Raw genomic sequence first — 18,072 nt, forward strand, 5'->3', positions numbered from 1 at the left:
TCATGTCATCCGAAGAGTTCCCCCCGGTCCTCGGCGGTTTCGACCTGTCGGACCGCGGCAGATACGCCGAGGGTTTCCCGCACGACGTCTTCACGAGGTTGCGCCAGGAGGAGGGCATCCTGTTCCACCCGCCCGGCAAGACCGCCGACGGCGAGGGTTTCTGGGTGCTGAGCCGCTACGAGGACATGGTCGCCGCCGCGCACGACCCGGTCTTCTCCTCCCAGGGCGGCGGCGGACGCACCGGCGGCGGCACGCACATCGACGACCTCGCCCCCGGGGTGCACGCCGGGACGCTGCTCAACATGATGGACGACCCCCGGCACCAGCTGATCAAGGACCAGGTCCAGCCGGGCGCGACGGGCGACACGCTGGCGGCCGTCGAACCCGAGCTGCGCGCCCTGGCCGACTCCGTGGTGGCCGACGCGGTGGCCAAGGGCGAGGGCGAGCTGATCGGCGACATCGCCGGGCAGTTCGCGATCAAGTCGGCGCTGCGGCTGCTCGGCGCGCCCCGCCAGGACTGGGACGCGCTGCTGGGATGGGTGGACGTCAGCACCGGCTTCGACGACCGGGAGGCGGGCGAGGACAACGAGCGCTCGCAGATGGCCCGGCTGGCGCTCTACCAGTACGGCACGGGCGTGCTGAAGGGCAAGCAGGCGGCCCCGGAGGCCGACCTGATGTCGGCCGTGGGCCGGGCGGAGATCCCGGAAGGCTCCGGCCAGCCGCCGCTGGGCCAGTACGAGCGGGAGGTGTTCTTCAACCTGACGCTCGGGGCCGGAACCGAGCCGCCGCGCAACGCGATCGCGCTGGGCCTGCTCGCCCTCGCCGAGCACCCCGACCAGTGGGACGCGCTCCGCACCGACCGCTCCCTGCTGCCCGGGGCCATCGAGGAGATCCTGCGCTGGGCCTCGCCCACCCCGTACAACCGGCGGACGGCGACCCGGGACGTGGAGTTCCGTGGCGCGAAGATCAAGGCCGGGGACAAGGTGACCTTCTGGTGGGCGTCGGCCAACCGGGACGAGACCGTGTTCGACGACCCGTTCACCTTCGACATCCGCCGCGCGCACAACCCGCACCTGGCCTTCGGCTTCGGCGGACACAGCTGCATGGGCGAGCAGATGGGACGGCTCGACATCCGGCTCGTCCTGGAGGCGCTGCTCGACCGGGTGGAGCGGATCCGGCTCACCGGCCCCGTCGAGTGGGCCAAGGACAACAAGCACACCGTGATCCTGCGAATGCCGGTGGCCTACGACGGCGTCAGCGCCGTGCCGGTGCCCGCGGCGCCGGAGCTGCCGCCCTCGTCCCTGCCGCAGCAGGCCGGGCAGTACATCATCTCGCAGATGCTGCCGTTCAACCCGTTCGACCCGGCCTTCCGCGACGACCCGTACCCGATCTACCGGCGGATCGCCGAGAAGGGGCCCGTGGTGCGCACCCCCGCGGGCACCGTGGTCGTGACCGGGCACGCCGAGGTCACCGAGGCGCTCGCCGACCCCCGCAACGGCTGGGGCGACGGCCACCTCGTGGCCGACCACTTCGCCAAGGACGCCGAGGGCAACCCGGTACGGCAGTTCGCCTTCATGGACCCGCCCGACCACACCCGGCTCCGGGGCCTGGTGAGCAAGGCGTTCACCGCCAGGGTGGTGGAGGGGCTGCGGCCCAGGGCCGAGCAGCTGGTCGCCGAGCTGATCGCCGAGGCCCGCGAGGCCGGGACGACGGGCCCCGTCGACCTCATGAAGGCGGTCGCCCACCCGCTGCCCAGCATCCTGCTCGCCGAGCTGATGGGCGTCCCCGACGACAACCTCGCGGAGTTCCGCGCCTGGTCCACCGCGATCGGGCGCGGCCTCGACCCGGACTTCGTGCTCACCCGCGACCAGGTGGGCCAGCGCCAGGGCGGGCGGGAGCGGTTCAACCGCTACTTCGCGGCCCTGGCCGCCCAGCGGCGCGCCGAGCCCGCGGACGACCTGGTCAGCGCACTGGTGGCCGCGGAACAGGAGGGCGACAAGCTCACCGAGAGCGAGCTGGTCACCACCTGCACCCTGCTGATCAGCGCGGGGTACGCGCTCACCGTGCACCTCATCGGCAACGGAGTGCTCGCCCTGCTGCGCAACCCCGGCCAGCTCGCCTGGCTGCGCGCCAACCCGGGGGAGGTCGCCGGGGCGGTGGAGGAGCTGCTCCGCTTCGACGGGCCGACCCAGATGATCTCCCGGCTGGTGCTGGAGGACACCAAGGTCGGAGACACCCCGGTCAAGGCGGGGGAGACCCTGCTGCTCGTGCTCGGCGGGGCCGCCCGCGACCCCAGGGTCTACGAGAACCCGGACGAGCTGGACCTGACCCGGCGCTCCGGGGCGCGCAACCTCGGCTTCGGCCACGGCATCCACTACTGCGTCGGCGCGCCGCTGGCGAGGGTGACCGCGCAGGTGGCGGTGGGCGCGCTGGCGCGGCTCGACATGCGGCTGGCCGAGGAGAACCCGGCGCGCAACGAGGGCATGGTGGTACGCGGGCTGGCCGAGCTGCCCGTGATCCTGAAGTGAGGGTGAGGCCGCCCTGAGGAGATCCGTCCCGCCCTCGCCGTACACGGCCGGGGCGGGACGGCGCTCCCGGTGAGACAGGGCTAGATCGGGAAGCGGCCCCGGCGGATCCGCCAGTGGCGGCCTGCGCTCAGGTGGTCGACGATCGCGCGCTGGAGCACGGTGCGGCGCGGCAGCCGGTCGAGCGGCGTGGTCAGGGTGCGGAACACGAACCGCAGCACCTCGACGTCGGCGTCCAGCCCCGCCGGTTCCTCGTAGGGCTCCAGCTCGAACCTCCGCTGGAACCGGACGATGTTGGAGTCTTCGGGGAGATACTCCAGCAGCTGCGGGTCGAGCAGCCACGAGCCGCAGGAGAACGCCGTGTAGCGCTCGTCGGGAAAGTGGCGCGGGAAGAACGCGCGGGCCTCGTCGAGTGACGCCGCGACCGCCTCAGGGGTCATCGGCCCCGACTCGGGGATGTGCAGGTCGAGGCTGGTGCCACCGCGCTGGTACTGCAACCGGCCCAGCTCGTAGACGCCGCCGCGCGCGTGCAGCGTCAGCCAGCTCTGCATGACCGGCCAGCCCTCGCGGCGCATCCGCCGGTCGACCGCGAGGTTGCGGCCCAGGTCCGCGAGGGTCGCCCACGACACGGCGTCGGCGATGCCGTGGTCGCGGTGGTAGCCCGTGACGACGTCGACCAGGGCCAGGTACGCGTACACGTAGAGGTGCCGCCAGGCGGGGCCCCGTTCGCGCGGCAGCTCCGGGCCGGGCGGCAGCCAGTCGTGGCCCCCGAGGTCGGCGCGGAGCAGGGCGGTCGAGCGGTCGAGCAGCCAGCGCAGCTCGGGAGTCCACAGGGGGGAGCCGGGATCGGGCCAGCCCGCCATGATCTCGGCGACGTCGTCCGGCCGCACCGCGAGCCGGTCGAGGATCGCGGGCGCGTCGGCCTTGGCGGGTAGCGGAGCCGATGGCCGGTCACCGGCGAGCCGGTGCACGCGGTCGACGTCCTCGGTGGGCACTCCGAGCCGGGCGGCGATGACGTCCAGATCCACGCGGACGATCCTACCGGCCGACGGTTACGACGGCATGATCCGCAGCGGGACGTCGCCCGTCCGGCCGACCCGCCCGGCGGCTGTCCGAGGGGCCGCTCGGAGTGGCGAAAGTTTCGGGACAGCTGGCCCACCTGAGGAACCCTGCCGCGTTTTCAGCTAGTTTCCATACGTTTCGGGATAGGTGGTGACGGGCTTCCAGCTCAGAGCTGTGGCAGAAGTCGGACCTCTGAAACATTTCGATATCTCATTGACATATTTCGGGGAGATTTCCAGACTGATCGCCAACACCCCACCCGGAAGGGAGAGCCCTAGTGATCATCAGTCTGGCTCGCTCCAAGATCCGTTCAAGGGTCGTCGCGCTGGCGACCGCGGTGACGCTCTCGGTCGCCGGAGCGGTGACGGTAGCGCCCCCCGAGGCCGCCGTGGCCGCGGCCGCCGGAGTCGAGAACGAGGGGGCCGACTGCGTGGTGACCGGCCTGCCCGACGCGGGATCCCTGCCCACCAACTCCAGGCTCCCCGACCCCTTCAGGAAACTGGACGGTACGCGCATCTCCACCGTCTCCGAGTGGCGGTGCCGCCGGGAGGAGACCAAGAGGCTGGCGGAGAGGTTCGTCTACGGCGAGAAGCCCGCGAAGCCCGCGAGCGTCACGGGGACGGTCTCCAGGACCGGCATCACCGTGAACGTGAACCACAACGGCAGGAGCTCCAGCTTCTCCGCGAGCGTCTCGCTGCCGAGTGGTTCCGGCCCCTTCCCCGCCGTCGTCGTGCTGGGAGGGTTCGGCGCGGACACGGCCGCCATCAGAGCCGCCGGTGCCGCCGTCATCAGCTACGACCCCTACGCGGTCGGGCGGGAGGGCACGCCGAGAAACAACAAGCAGGGCGCGTTCTACAGCGTCTACGGCTCCTCCTCCAGTACGGGGCTGCTCCTCGCCTGGGCCTGGGGGGTGAGCCGGATCATCGACGTCATCGAACAGTCGGACGGCAGCGTTCTCAGGGCGGACGCGACCGGCGTCACGGGATGCTCCCGGTTCGGGAAGGGCGCCTTCGTGGTCGGCGCGTTCGACCAGCGCATCGCCCTGACCATGCCGATCGAGTCGGGCAGCGCAGGTGTCCCCATCTTCCGCGGGATTCCCGGGGAGGGCGCCCAGAGCCTGAGCAGCGCCTACGGGGAGCAGCCGTGGCTGGGTGACGCGTTCGGCTCCTTCACCGGCAGCCCGGCCAGGCTGCCGGTGGACACCCACCAGATGGTCGCCATGGTCGCGCCGCGAGGACTGTTCATCATGGACAACCCCCACATCGCCAACCTGGGCCCCCGATCCGCGAGCGTGGCGGCCCTGGGCGGCGCGGAGGTCTACAGGGCGCTCGGCGCGGGGGACAACATCACCTACTGGTCCGACGTCCAGGACGGCAGCCACTGCGCCAACAGGCCCGAATGGAGGACCCCGCTGCAGCAGAACATCCAGAAGTTCCTGCTGCGGACGGGCAACGCCCCCGGCGCGATCAGGATCTCGTCCAGGGCGAGCGGCAACCTGTCCGAGTGGAGGGACTGGCAGACCCCGACCCTCGGCAACTCCAGCGACACCACGCCGCCGAGCGCGCCGGGCACCCCGGCCGCGTCCGCGGTGACCGCCACCGGCGCCACGCTGACCTGGGCCGCGTCCACCGACCAGGGCGGCTCCGGCCTGGCCGGTTACACCGTCTACCGCGAGCAGGGCGCCACCGACCCGCAACTCGGCCAGTCCACCGCCGCCTCGATCACCCTCACCGGGCTGACCGCGAACACCCAGTACCAGGTGTACGTACGGGCGCGTGACGTCGCGGGCAACCTGTCCGGCAACTCACCGCCGGTCACGTTCACCACGGCCACCGGCGGTGGCGACACCTCGCCGCCGACGGCCCCGGCCTCCCTGGCGGCCTCGGGAACCACCTCCACGGGTACGACCCTGAGCTGGACGGCCTCGACGGACGACAACGGCGTCACCGGCTACGACATCCTGCGCGCGCCCGGCGCGAGCGGCGGCACGTTCACCCAGGCCGGAACCTCGGCCACGACCTCGTTCGGCGACACGGGCCTCACCCCGAGCAGCACCTACCGCTACCAGGTCAGGGCCCGGGACGCCGCGGGCAACACCTCGCCGGTCTCCAACACCGCGGAGGTCACCACCCAGCCCGGTACGCCCACCGGGACCTGCACGGCCGTCCCGACCGTGCAGACCCAGTGGAGCACCGGGTACGTCATCCAGCCGCTGACCGTCACCAACACCGGCACCTCGGCGATCACCGGATGGACGGTCACCTTCACGCTGCCCGCCGGGCACACGCTGACCGGCTCGTGGAACGGCACCGCCACCGTCAGCGGGCAGACCGTGACCATCAGGAACGCCGCCCACAACGGCACCCTCGCCCCCGGAGCCGCCACCGGCAGCCTCGGCTTCCAGGTGAGCCGCCCGAACGGCAACACCGCGCTCCCGTCCGGATACACCTGCGCCTGACACACCACGCCCCCCGGCCCGCGACGGGCCGGGGGGCGTCACCCGTCCATCCGAGGGGCCCCGCCGCTGACGTGCCCGCCCGTCACCGCGGACCCGCCCGGTGAAGGTCCTTCCCCGACGACGGTACGCCCGGGCGGGGCCGGTGGAGGCGCCGTTAGCGGGTCGCGCAGACGGTTCCGTTGAGGGTGAAGACGGCGGGCAGGACGTTCGGGCCGCCGTAGTTGCCGACGAAACCGATCGTGGCCGACGCGCCGGTGGGCAGCGAGCCGTTGCCGGGGTCGTTGACGACCCTGACGTCCCGCCCGTCCTGCGTCCAGACGGCACCCCAGCCGCCGCCCAGGCTCTGCCACGTCCTGGGCCAGCTGAAGTCCAGGGTCCAGCCGTTGACCGGCGCGCCGTGGTTGGTGATGTCGATGGCGCCGACGTAGCCGCTGGCCCAGTCGGACTGCCTGGTCAGGCGTACCGAGCACGAACTGGACGCGGGCGTGCCGGTCGTGAACGTCAGCGGCGCGGAGGGCGACGAGGCGCCACCGCCGCTGTCCCGCGCGATCACGTTGATTGTGTGGCGCGTGCCCGGCCTCAGGTTGCCCGCGGTGAACGAGGTGCCGGTGGTCTCGCCGAGCTGCTCGCTGACGGCTCCGTTCTGGCGGTGGACCTCGTACTTCACGATCGGGCGCGCGCCGGCGGGGGCGGCGGGCCAGGAGATCGTGGCGGCCTTGTCCGTCACGCCCGAGGCCACCGGCTGCCCCGGCGTACCCGGCAGGCCGGTCTGGGCGGCGGCGGGACGCAGGACGACCGTGGTCAGCGAGAGCGGCGGCAGCGTCTGGCCGGTCGCGCTGCCCGTGGCCGAGGTGGTGATGCTCGTGGCGCCGTTGGTGTGGCTCAGCACGGTGGGCGCCCCGGCCGCCGGGCTGAAGCCGGAGTAGCCGATCGTGACGGGGTAGGACGTGTCGGACGAGGTGTTGATCAGCAGGACGGCCAGGTCCCCGTTGGGGCGGCGCGCGGCGTGCGCGGTGACCTTCGGCTGGTCGGTCGCGGCCCGGACGAACCGGTCACCGGGACGGGCGAAACCGCTCACCATCTGGAGCGCGTAGTACGGCGCGAAGGGGGTGTTCGCCGCCGGTTCGCAGACGCTGCCGTCGGAGGTGCACGTCCCGCTCGACAGCAGGCCGAAGTCGCCGTAGTCGGTGTGCCCCTCGACCTGCGTGACGCGGCCGATGCCGTTGTGGACGTTCCACCAGTCGACCGTGAAGACCCCGTTGGCCAGCAGCGTCGCGTAGGCGTCGGCGGCGGCGAGCGCGCCCGGCTGGGTCGTCGTGCCGCCGTCGCTCGACCCGGTGTTGAACTCGGTCATCGCGATGCCGATCCGCTCGGCGCCGGGCCCCACGTGTTTCGCGATCTGCTGGCGGGTGAGGTGGATCATGTCGGGGACGTGCGCGGCCCTGTCGAGGGCGCCGGGATACCAGTGCAGGATCACGAAGTCGATCTTCGACCCGGCCGTGGCCAGGACGACGTCGTTCCAGGTTCCGGCGTCACCCTCGGCGACGATCCCGTCGGGCCAGCCGGCCGGTGTGGTCAGCACCGCGCCGATCTTGATGGTCGGGTCGACGGCCTTCATCGCGTCGGAGTAGGCCACGACATGGCGCGCGTACTCGGACGGCCTCTTGTCGGCGTGGTTGTCCGCCTCCCAGGCGGCGCCGTAGTGGCCGTTGCCGTAGTTCTCGTTGCCGATCTCCCAGTACTTGACGCCGTAGCCCTTGACGACGTTGGCGTGCCGCACCCAGGCCGCGGCCTCCTCCGCCGTGCCGGTGCCGTAGTTGGCGGTCACCATCGGCCGCGCCCCGGTACGCCGTACGCCGCGCATGAAGGTGTCGAAATCGGTGTCGGGAGCCACGTAGCCGCCGGGGGCGGTGTGGTCGGCCCAGTGGTAGATGTCGGAGTACGAGCCGCCGGGATAGCGCAGCAGCTTCACGCCCGCGTCCTTGAGCAGGTCGGCGGTCTCGTCGGTGCCCAGACGGGTGTCCCAGATCGCGTGGTTGGTGCCGACGCCGGTCTCGGGGACGGTGGCGAGCGCGGCGCGGGCGTTGACGGTCACCGCGACCGGGGCGACCTCGTCGGCCCGCGCCGCGGGGACGTTCAGGACGGCCAGCGTCAGCAGGACAGCGGACGTGGCCCGTAACAGGCTTGTTGGCATCGGTGCACCTCGCAGCGGATAGTGGCGTTCACTCGACACCCCCTCCCTGACCCGGAGGCAACATGATCGTCAGCGGTCGCCCGCCATCCGTCAACCGGCCGTGAAACTTTCAGACCATCCCGCCCCGGCCGGGCGGGGCGGCCAGGGCGGATCACGGCGCGGACGCCGATGCCATCGGCCGGGCGGCGGCCGTATCATCCTCGGCATGGTGCCGAACCTGGAGCCACGGCTCAGCCGGCGGGCGGTGCTCCTGGCCGCGGGAGGGCTGCTCGCGGGCTGCTCCGAGCAGCCCGAGGTCGACAAGGTCCACCTGCGCCTGGCCACCGGGCCGGCGGGGGCCGTATACCGGCGCATCGGCGGTGCGCTGGCCGAACACGTCACCGAGCAGGTGCCGGGGGCGACCCTGACCACCGTGCCGAGCGGGGCGTCCACCGACAACATCCGGATGCTGCTGGCCGGAGAGGTGCACCTCGGGCTGACGAGCCTGGACGCGCTGATCACGACCGACGGCAGCGCGCCCAAGGGGCTCTCGGCGATATGTCGGCTCTACGACAGTCACCTGCATCTCGTGGTCATGGCCGGTTCGCCGATCGACAGGTTCCGCGACCTTGAGGGCAGGCGCGTGTCCCTCGGCGCCCGCGACTCGGGCACCGAGTTCACGTCGCTGCGGGCCCTGAAGCTCGGCCGGGTGAACACCGACGGCCGGTATCTCAGCCAGGCGGAATCGGCGGCGGCACTGCGCGACGGCGAGATCGACGCGATGTTCTCCCTGACCGGCGTCCCGACACCCGCCATCACGGAGCTGGTGCGGCGGTACCCGATCCGGCTGATCCCGCTGGACGCGCAGGCGGACGCGCTCTTCACGGCGTTCCCCGGGCCCTACGCCCCGGCGATGATCCCCGCGACCGCCTACGCCGGTGTCCGGGCCACCCGCACCGTCGCCGTCCCGAACGTGCTTCTCGTACGGGACGACCTGCCCGGCGACCTGGTCCACGCCATCACCGACACCATTTTCACGCACACCGGCACGATCATCTCCGCCAGCCGCGACGACACCGAGGCCGTTCCCGAAGCGTGGCAGATCAACGTGCGCACCGGGATCTCCACCGCGTCGATCCCCCTCCACCCGGGCGCGGCGGCCTGGTTCCGCGACCGCAAACGCTGACCCGAGCCGGGGACGGACCCCGCGGGCCGTCAGACCCGTGACGGAGCCGAGGGTCCTCAGACCCGTGACGGCGTCCGGGGTTTCAGGCCCATGATGAAGCCGCAGGGCCTCAGACCCGTGACGGAGCCGAGGGTTCTCAGACCTGTGACGGAGCCGGGTCGCCCGACGACGACTCCACTCGTGGAACGACCGGCAACGTGACCACCGCCGCGAATCCGTACCCGGACCCGTCAGGACGAGGCAGCCCCTCCTCCAGCCGCAGCTCGCCCCCGGCCGCCCCGACCAGGTCGGCGCAGATCGCGAGTCCCAGGCCGGTCCCGGACACGTTCTGGTGCCGGGGCGACCGCCAGAACCGCCGGAGCGCCTGGGCCCGCTCGGACGCGTCGATCCCCTGGCCGTCGTCGCGGACGGTGATCGTGACCACGCCCCCGGCCGAGGAGGCGTCACCGTTCCCGGCACCCGCGCCACCGGGGACGGCACCCGCGCCACCGGGGACGGCACCCGCGCCACCGGGGACGGCACCCGCGCCACCGGGGACGTTCCGAGCGGCGCCCGAGTCACCGGGAGCGCCCCGGATGGCACCCGCCTCACCCGGGACACCCCGAACGGCGCCCGCACCACCCGGAACGCCCCGAACGGCACCCGTGTCACCGGAAACGACCTGGGCGGTCACCTCCACCACCCGCGCGTCCGACAGCCGTAGCGCGTTGCTGATCAGCTCGTCCAGGATGCTGCCCAGCCCTCCCGTCGGCTCCAGCAGCCGTAGTCCCGGCGGCACGTCGACCGTCAGCGTCTGCCCCGCCGTCGCCGTCAGCGCCCGCCACCGGTTCACCCGGGTCACCAGCACCGCGTCGAGGTCCACCGGCGACGCCGTCCGTATGCTCTCCATCCGCGCGCTGGCCTGCAGCGAGTTCAGCAACCGCTGCATCGCCTTCAGCTCGTCGACGGCGACGTCGTACACCTGCCGCCCGTTGCCCGCCTCGCGCAGGTGCGGTTCCAGGCTCTCCACGGCGAGCCGGAGGCTGGTCAGCGGATTGCGCAACTGGTGCGACGCGTCGGACACGAACGCCCGCTGCCGCTGCACGGCGTTCTCGACCGCGTCCATCATGGTGTTGAACGACTCCGCCAGCCGCCGCAGCTCGACCGGGCCCGCCTCGGCGTCCGCCCGGATCGTGAGGTCGCCCTGCGAGATCCGCGAGCTCGCCGCGTCCAGTTCCCGTACCGGCCGCAGCACCCACGCCGACACCGGCCAGGCGACGGCGACCAGCGCGATCAGCGGCAGCAGCCCGAGCCCGGCGAGCTGGGCCCATCGCACGAGGATGCGGTAGCGCGTCCTCGACAGGTCGGAGATCGTCACGACGGCGCCGACGACCTCGCTGTCGCGGCCCACCGGCTCCGCGACCACGAGCGCGGAGTCGTCCCACGGCGCCCACTCCCAGGACGGCTCCGACCTCGCCCCGGCCAGCGCGGCGGTCACGATCCTGGGCAGCGCAGGTTCGGCCCGCGCCGCCTCCTGGTACGCGCCGGCCGGTCCGAGCAGCGCCGTGCCCGACGTGTCGATCACCGCGGCCGGGATGCCGTACAGCTCGTGGTAGCGCACCAGCTCCTGGCGGAGCGCCTCGATCCGCCCGGTCGACATCGCGGTCTCGGCCAGCGACGCGAACCGGCCGACGTCGTTGAGCCGATCGACGTAGGTCTCCTGCATCTCCCGTTCGGCCACGGTGACGCTGAGCGGCACCCCGAGCGCCGCGACGAGCAGCACCGCGAGGGGCACCAGGACGAAGAGCAGGCGATGGTGCACGCGTCAGCCGATCAGCTCCGGCTGGTCGGCCAGGAGCCGATAGCCGACCCCGTGGATCGTCCGGATGAGCACGGCCGGTCCGACCTTGTGCCGCAGCGCCGCGATGTGGGTGTCCAGGGTGCGGCTTGAGGACTCCCAGGTCGCGCCCCAGATCTGGTCGAGGATGACGTCGCGGCTCACCACGTTCGGCGCCCGCCGGGCCAGCAGCAGGAGCAGCTCGAACTCCTTGCGGGTGAGCGTCACGGGCGCGCCTCCGACGGTGACCTCGCGGGTGCCGACGCCGATCCGCATCGGGCCGAGGACGAGCGGCTCGTCCGGGTGGCTCAGGGCGCGGGCCACCCGGGTACGCCGCAGGACGGCGTCGATCCTGGCCAGCAGCTCCGGGATGCCGAACGGTTTCACGATGTAGTCGTCCGCTCCGGCGCGCAGGCCACGGACCCGCTCGTGCTCCTCGGAGCGCGCCGTCACGGCGATGACGGCGGTCTCCGGGCGGTCGCGCAGCCTGCGGATCACGTCGAGCCCGTCGCCGTCGGGCAGGCCCAGGTCGACGAGGACCACGTCGGACGGGGCGGCCCGCACGGCCTCCGCGGCGGTGGCGATGCGGTGGACCTCGAAGCCCGCCTGGGCCAGGACGGTAACCAGACCCCGCGCCACGCGGTCGTCATCCTCGATGATGGTGATCCGCATACCGGCGGATTGTACGGCCGTATCGGCATTTGCGTTAGTCCCTCACTTTTTTGGATTTCTCTGACATCCAGCGCATTCTTGGGATTTCTCTGACACTATTCGCGTCCCCTTCAGCCGAGACTGAGGCCGCGCACTCAGCGACAAACGCGTGCGTGCTGAGGAGGAGGCCGCGATATGAGAACGACCAGCAGGTACCGAGCCGTTGTGCGGATGATTGTCGGGATCGGCGTCGTCTCGCTTGTCGCCGCCTGCTCCGGTAACGGGGGCGCCCCCGGCGGAGGCGCCACTGGCGCGAGCGCCGCCGGGGGCTACCCGGACCAGAACATCACGTTCGTCGTGCCGTTCAGCGCGGGCGGCCCGACGGACACCGTCACCCGCATGATCGCCGAGCCGATGGCCGCCAAGCTCGGCGCCAAGGTCGTCGTCCAGAACGCCGAGGGCGCGGGCGGCACGGTCGGCGCCGGTGAGGTCGCGCGGGCCGACCCCGACGGCTACACCGTGCTCATGCACCACATCGGCATGTCGACGGCGCCCGCCCTGTACAAGGAGCTGGGCTACAAGCCGCTGGAGAACTTCGAGATGGTCGGCCTCGTCACCGAGGTGCCGATGACGATCGTCGCCCGCAAGGACTTCGAGCCCAAGACGCTCCAGGACCTCGTGACCTACGTGAAGGCGAACGCCGGCAAGGTCACGCTGGCCAACGCCGGTATCGGCGCCGCGTCCCACCTGTGCGGCCTGCTGTTCCAGACCGCCACCGGGGTCAAGCTCCAGGAGGTCCCGTACGAGGGCACCGGCCCCGCGCTGACCGACCTCGTCGGCGGCCAGGTCGACTTCATGTGCGACCAGACGACCAACACCAGCGGCCAGATCTCCGCGGGCGAGGTGAAGGCGTACGCGGTCACCACGCCGGAGCGGGTGAAGAACCTGCCCGACCTGCCCACCACGGCCGAGGCCGGGCTGCCCGGACTCCAGGTCAGCGTGTGGCACGGTCTCTACGTGCCGAAGGGCACGCCGCCGGAGGTCGTCCAGAAGCTGTCCGAGGCGCTGAAGACGGCACTCGCCGACCAGGGGGTCGTCGACCAGATGGCCAAGCTCGGCACCGCGCCGGTCCCGGCCGAGGACGCGACCCCGCAGGCGCTCAGGACCAAGCTCGAAGAGCAGCTCGCCACCTGGGCGAAGGTCATCGCCGACGCCGGCGTGAAGGCCTCCTGAGGTGGAGCGCCGCCGGTCCCTTCCGGACGTTCTCGCGGGGGCGGTCTTCGTCCTGATCGGTGGCGCGTTCGTGGTGGGGGCGCTCGGCTACGAGCTGGGCGCCCCGCTGCGGATGGGCCCCGGAGCCTTCCCGCTGCTGGTCGGCGCGATCGTGGCCGCCCTGGGCCTGGCGATCGTCGTCAAGGGGCTCGTCGCGGGGGAGGTGGTCTCGTTCGGGCCGATCCCCTGGCGCGCGGTCGCCCTCATCGTGATCGCGCTCCTGTTCTTCGGATTCACCGTCCGGGGCCTCGGATTCGTCCCGACGTCGGCGGTGACCGCCCTGCTCACCGCACTGGCCAGCTCGCGCGTACGGCTGCTCACGGCCGTCGCCGTGGCCGCCGGGCTCACCGTGGCCGGCACGCTCATCTTCGTCGTCGGGCTTCAGCTGCGAGTCCCGCTGTGGGGCCCCTGGCTGGGGTTCTGACGCGGCATCCGGATTGAGGCATGGAACTTTTCGACAACCTCGCCCTGGGCTTCTCGACCGCCCTCCTTCTCCAGAACGTCCTCTACTGCTTCGTGGGAGTGCTGCTCGGGACGGCGGTCGGGGTGCTGCCCGGCATCGGGCCGACGGCGACGGTGGCGATGCTGCTGCCGATCACCTTCAGCTTCGAGCCGGTGACGGCGCTGATCATGCTTGCCGGAATCTACTACGGCGCCCAGTACGGCGGCTCGACGACCGCCATCCTGATCAACCTGCCCGGCGAGTCGTCGGCGGCGGTCACCGCGCTGGACGGGCACGAGATGGCCAGGCAGGGCCGGGCCGGCGCGGCGCTGGCCGCCGCCGCGGTCGGGTCCTTCGTCGCGGGCACGCTGGCGACCGTCGCGCTCGCCGTCGCGGCCCCGCCGCTGGCCCGCGTCGCGTTGAGCTTCGGCCCGGCCGAGTACTTCTCGCTGGTGCTGCTCGGCCTGATCGTGTCGATCGCGCTGGCGCGCGGCACGGCGCTCAAGGCACTGGCGATGATCGCGCTCGGCGTCCTGCTCGGCACGGTCGGCCAGGACCTCTACACCGGTACGCCCAGGTTCGTGTTCGGCCAGCGCGAGCTGTACGGCGGCATCGACTTCGTGTCGGTCGCCGTCGGCATGTTCGGGATGGCCGAGATCCTGCGCAACCTGGAGAACGAGCGGACCCGCACGGCGATCGTCGGCAAGGTGAGGAACCTCTGGCCGACCCGCGAGGACCGGCGCCGGATCGTCGGCCCGATCCTGCGGGGTACCGGCCTCGGCGCCGCGCTCGGTCTCCTGCCCGGCGGCGGCCACGTGCTGGCCTCGTTCACCTCGTACGCGGTCGAGAAGCGGATCTCGAAGCGGCCGCAGGAGTTCGGGCGCGGCGCGATCGAGGGCGTCGCAGGTCCCGAGTCGGCGAACAACGCCGCCGCGCAGACGTCGTTCGTCCCGCTGCTCACCCTGGGCCTGCCCGCCCACCCGGTGATGGCCCTGATGGTCGGCGCGTTCATCGTCCACGGCATAACCCCCGGCCCGAACGTCATCACCGACGAGCCTGCGCTGTTCTGGGGCCTGATCGCGTCGATGTGGATCGGCAACGTGCTGCTCGTGCTGCTGAACCTGCCGCTGATCGGCCTGTGGGTGCGCATGTTGCGCATCCCGTACCAGGTGCTGTTCCCGATGATCATCCTGTTCGCCGCGATCGGCACCTACTCCCTGGAGTTCAACGCCTACGACGTCTACGCGATCGTGTTCTTCGGGATCCTGGGCTACGTCCTGATCAAGTGCGGCTGCGAACCGGCGCCGCTGCTGCTCGGCTTCGTCCTCGGCCCCCTGCTTGAGGAGAACCTGCGGAGGGCGCTCATCATCTCCCGCGGTGACGCGTCGGTCTTCCTGACCCGGCCGATCTCCGCGGTGCTCCTGGCCGTGGCCGTGGCGGCGCTCGTCGTCGCGGTCCTCCCGGCGATCCGCAGGCGCCGTGAGATCGTCTTCACCGAGGAGGATTAGTGACTTTCGAGCAATCTCGCCCCATTATGAAAGGCCCGATGAGAAAGAAAGCCGATAAATCTACCTGTTTAGTGGGTATTGCGCGTTCTGGTGGCGGATGCGAAGCTTCTAGCATGCCGACTGAGATCGCCCTGGCGAGACGGTTGCACGTCGACCTGATGCGAGCCGGTGCCGCCCGCTGTCTCACCGGCTGAGCGCGGCGGCGCTCCGGCGCCCGAGACCGTTCTCCCCTTCGAGCCGTACCGATCGCTCCCGTTCCCCGCGCTCGCGACGCCCACTGTCCTGCCCCCGAAGGAGCCGTATGTCCGCACGCCCGCATCGACGTAAGCTCGGCGCGATCCTGCTCGCCCTGGCCGGTGTCGCCGCGCTGACGGTGACCACCGCCAGTGTCCCGGCCGGTGCCCTGACCGTGACGGCCGCCGGTGCCCCGGCCGCGGCGGCTGTCAAGCCCAACGTGGTCGTCATCATGGTCGACGACATGAACGTCTCCGCCCTGCGGCACCTGCCCAACGTGCGGTCGCTGCTCGCCACGCCGGGCACCACCTTCGACAACAGCGTGGTCTCCTACTCGCTGTGCTGCCCGTCGCGCAGCACCTTCCTGACCGGGCAGTACGCGCACAACCACGGCGTACTGGGCAACCAGCTGCCGGACGGCGGGTACGAGAAGCTGCCCGCCGCGGAGACCCTGCCGGTCTGGCTGGGCCGGGCGGGGTACAACACCGCGCACATCGGCAAGTTCCTCAACGGCTACGGCCGCGCGCGTCCCACGGAGATCCCGCCGGGCTGGGCCGAGTGGTACGGCTCGGTGGACCCGAGCACCTACCGCATGTGGGGGTACACCCTCAACGAGAACGGCGTCCTGCGCACCTACGGCGCGGCCAACGTGGAGGATCCCGCGCTGTACCAGACCGACGTCTACGCCCGCAAAGCCGTCGACTACATCGAGCGCAAGGCACCGGCCGCCGAGCCGTTCTTCCTGTCCTTCGCACCGCTGGCGCCACACGGCGAGGGAGCCGCCAACGGGTCGGACCTGTCCCAGCGCAACCCCCGCCCCGCGCCCCGGCACCGCGGCGACCTGGAGAACGTGACGCTGCCCAAGCCTCCCAGCTACGACGAGGCGGACGTCTCCGACAAGCCCGCGGCCGTCCGCAACCGGCCCCGCATCACCCCCGCGAACGAGAACAAGATCGAGGACGTACGGCTCAAGGGACGCCTGGAGTCGCTGCTCGCCGTGGACGACGCGGTCGCCGACATCGTGGCGGCGCTGCAGGCGTCCGGCGAACTGGCCGACACGCTCATCGTGTTCACCTCCGACAACGGCTGGATGCAGGGCGAGCACCGGATCCAGAGCGGCAAGACGGTGCCCTACGAGGAGTCGATCCGGGTACCGCTGATCATCAGGGGACCCGGCCTGCCCGCGGGCAAGCACGTCAGCACGATCGCGGCCAACGTCGACCTCGCGCCGACGATCCTCGACGCCGCGGACGCGACCGCCGGGGTGACCGTCGACGGCCGCTCACTGCTGCCGATCGCCGTCGACACCGCGTCGCCCGCCCGTGGCATCGTGATCGAGACCGGCCCCAAGCAGAGCGGCCAGTGGTACGCCGGTCTGCGCGCCCCACGGTGGAAGTACGTCGAGCACTCGACCGGCGAACGAGAGCTGTACGACCTGCAGCAGGACCCGTACGAGCTCGTGAGCGTGCACAACGACCCGCGCTACGCCACCACGCGGCAGGCGCTGGCCAGTCGGCTCGCGACCCTGCGCACGTGTGCCGGTGACGTGTGCCGCCAGTGGACACCGGTGCCCGGACCGCAGCCCTGATCCGGACGACAGGGGCGACGGCCGCTCCGCGTGGTTTCGCCACGCGGAGCGGCCGTCGCCGCGTCGAGGAGGAACGCTCTTCGGGCGTGGGAACGGCACGGGTGCCGGGTGGTGGGTGCCGGGTGTTGAGGGAAGAACGGCGCGGGGAGCGGTACGGGTGCCGGGTGGAGAAGTCCTGGTACGGCGCCCGCCTTCGGCGGCACCGGTTCGGGGAACAGCGAGAGCAGGAACGGGTCGCGCGGGTCCCGTTCCCGCGACCGCGAGCCCCGCCATGCCCGCCGCCGCCAGCATCGAGCGCCGGTCGACGGAGGCACCTGCGATTTCTGCCATCTTCCATCCTCCAGGGTGAATAATGCGAGTTATCAATCGCTTTTTGGAAGATACAAGTCTTTGCTCGCATTTATCCAGAACGGCAGGCAGGCGCGACCCGCCCGCGGTGGAGCGCGCGGACGGCGTGATCGTGGAACGCGTACGGCCCCGGCCTACCGGGCGCCTGAGGCCGACCGGGTCATCCGTGACGCGGAGACGGGGTGCGCCGGGCGTAGGCGCGGGCGGCGCGGGCGCGGTCGCCGCAGCGGGTGGAGCACCAGTGGCGGCGGCCGTGACGCAGCAGGTAGCGGCCACAGGGGGTGGAACCGCAGGCGGTGAGGCGCCCGGCGTCGGGGCCGGTGAGGAGGTCGGCCGTGTTGGCCGCGAGGGTCGCGAGGGCGTGGTCGAGGATCTCGTCGACGGGGTGCGGGGCCGCGCGGTAGGGGCCGTTCTTCTCGTCCCAGCGCAACAGGGCGGCCGTGGGGACCCTGGTCAGCGCGTCGTTGACGGCGGCCAGGGCGGCGGGCGTAGCGGGAAGCCCGTCGACGCGGGCGGCGAACAGCGCCCCGAGGTGTTCGCGCATCGAGCGCAGCTGCGCCGTGCACATCTCCTGTATTCCCGCGTCGGCCGGAGCGAGGCCGCGTTCCGCGAGCCACCGGTTCGCCGCCTCGGGGGTGCCGAGGAGGTCGACGAACCGTCCGCCGGGCAGCGCGATGGCGCTGTTGACGAAGTCGAGGGCGAGATACCGCTCCGCTCCCGGCGCGGGCGGCGGCGCGGACTCGGCGGTCGGGGGCTCGCTCACGACCCTCATGGTACGGCTTGCATTCATCCGTGATGAACAACTAGCG

Annotated in this window: 12 protein-coding genes and 1 pseudogene; 8 read left to right on the top strand and 5 right to left on the bottom strand. The window is 71.8% G+C overall.

Going from position 1 to position 18,072, the window contains the following annotated elements; genetic code table 11:
- Positions 1-2: 2 nt before the first annotated feature.
- A complete protein-coding gene (locus ACW9TB_RS23730; protein WP_472750253.1) occupies positions 3-2,528 on the top strand; it encodes a cytochrome P450 in 2,526 nt (841 codons plus the stop codon).
- Positions 2,529-2,608: 80 nt separating this feature from the next.
- Here the strand turns inward: ACW9TB_RS23730 and ACW9TB_RS23735 are convergent, their stop codons facing one another.
- Complete coding sequence (locus ACW9TB_RS23735; protein WP_472750254.1) at positions 2,609-3,553, bottom strand: acyltransferase domain-containing protein; 945 nt, start codon at positions 3,551-3,553, stop codon at positions 2,609-2,611.
- A 683-nt stretch (positions 3,554-4,236) separates the two neighbouring features.
- Between ACW9TB_RS23735 and ACW9TB_RS23740 the strand changes: the two are divergent.
- Positions 4,237-4,860, top strand: a pseudogene (locus ACW9TB_RS23740) (glucuronyl esterase domain-containing protein); the annotation flags it as partial.
- Between the two features lie 315 nt (positions 4,861-5,175).
- Positions 5,176-6,045 carry a fibronectin type III domain-containing protein gene (locus ACW9TB_RS23745; protein ID WP_472750340.1) on the top strand — a complete coding sequence of 290 codons (870 nt, stop codon included), beginning with the start codon at positions 5,176-5,178 and terminating at the stop codon, positions 6,043-6,045.
- A 154-nt stretch (positions 6,046-6,199) separates the two neighbouring features.
- On the opposite strand, the gene ACW9TB_RS23750 is transcribed toward ACW9TB_RS23745, so the two are convergent.
- On the bottom strand, positions 6,200-8,239 hold the full coding sequence (locus tag ACW9TB_RS23750; protein WP_472750255.1) for a cellulose binding domain-containing protein: 2,040 nt from the start codon (positions 8,237-8,239) through the stop codon (positions 6,200-6,202).
- Between the two features lie 205 nt (positions 8,240-8,444).
- Here ACW9TB_RS23750 and ACW9TB_RS23755 point away from each other — a divergent pair, with 205 nt between their 5' ends.
- A complete protein-coding gene (locus ACW9TB_RS23755; protein WP_472750256.1) occupies positions 8,445-9,404 on the top strand; it encodes a TAXI family TRAP transporter solute-binding subunit in 960 nt (319 codons plus the stop codon).
- A 136-nt stretch (positions 9,405-9,540) separates the two neighbouring features.
- Here ACW9TB_RS23755 and ACW9TB_RS23760 read toward each other — a convergent pair whose 3' ends face one another.
- Together ACW9TB_RS23760 and ACW9TB_RS23765 are read right to left on the bottom strand one after the other, a co-directional pair.
- Positions 9,541-11,205, bottom strand: a complete 1,665-nt coding sequence (locus ACW9TB_RS23760; protein ID WP_472750257.1) for a sensor histidine kinase — start codon at positions 11,203-11,205, stop codon at positions 9,541-9,543.
- A gap of 3 nt (positions 11,206-11,208) precedes the next feature.
- Positions 11,209-11,892, bottom strand: coding sequence for a response regulator transcription factor (locus ACW9TB_RS23765; protein WP_472750258.1), 684 nt, complete (start codon positions 11,890-11,892; stop codon positions 11,209-11,211).
- 210 nt (positions 11,893-12,102) lie between these two features.
- Here ACW9TB_RS23765 and ACW9TB_RS23770 point away from each other — a divergent pair, with 210 nt between their 5' ends.
- From ACW9TB_RS23770 to ACW9TB_RS23785, 4 genes are all read left to right on the top strand, one after another.
- Entirely contained in the window at positions 12,103-13,104 is a 1,002-nt protein-coding gene (locus ACW9TB_RS23770) for a tripartite tricarboxylate transporter substrate-binding protein (RefSeq protein WP_472750341.1), read from the top strand.
- 1 nt (position 13,105) lies between these two features.
- A complete protein-coding gene (locus ACW9TB_RS23775) occupies positions 13,106-13,567 on the top strand; it encodes a tripartite tricarboxylate transporter TctB family protein (protein ID WP_472750259.1) in 462 nt (153 codons plus the stop codon).
- Positions 13,568-13,587: 20 nt separating this feature from the next.
- The gene (locus ACW9TB_RS23780) at positions 13,588-15,093 is read left to right on the top strand and encodes a tripartite tricarboxylate transporter permease (protein ID WP_472750260.1); all 1,506 of its coding nucleotides are present in this window, start codon (positions 13,588-13,590) and stop codon (positions 15,091-15,093) included.
- A 301-nt stretch (positions 15,094-15,394) separates the two neighbouring features.
- Entirely contained in the window at positions 15,395-16,915 is a 1,521-nt protein-coding gene (locus ACW9TB_RS23785) for a sulfatase family protein (protein WP_472750261.1), read from the top strand.
- Positions 16,916-17,423: 508 nt separating this feature from the next.
- Here ACW9TB_RS23785 and ACW9TB_RS23790 read toward each other — a convergent pair.
- Complete coding sequence (locus ACW9TB_RS23790; RefSeq protein WP_472750262.1) at positions 17,424-18,026, bottom strand: CGNR zinc finger domain-containing protein; 603 nt, start codon at positions 18,024-18,026, stop codon at positions 17,424-17,426.
- Between the last annotated feature and the right edge of the window lie 46 nt (positions 18,027-18,072).

Source organism: Streptosporangium sp. H13245 (assembly GCF_055690525.1).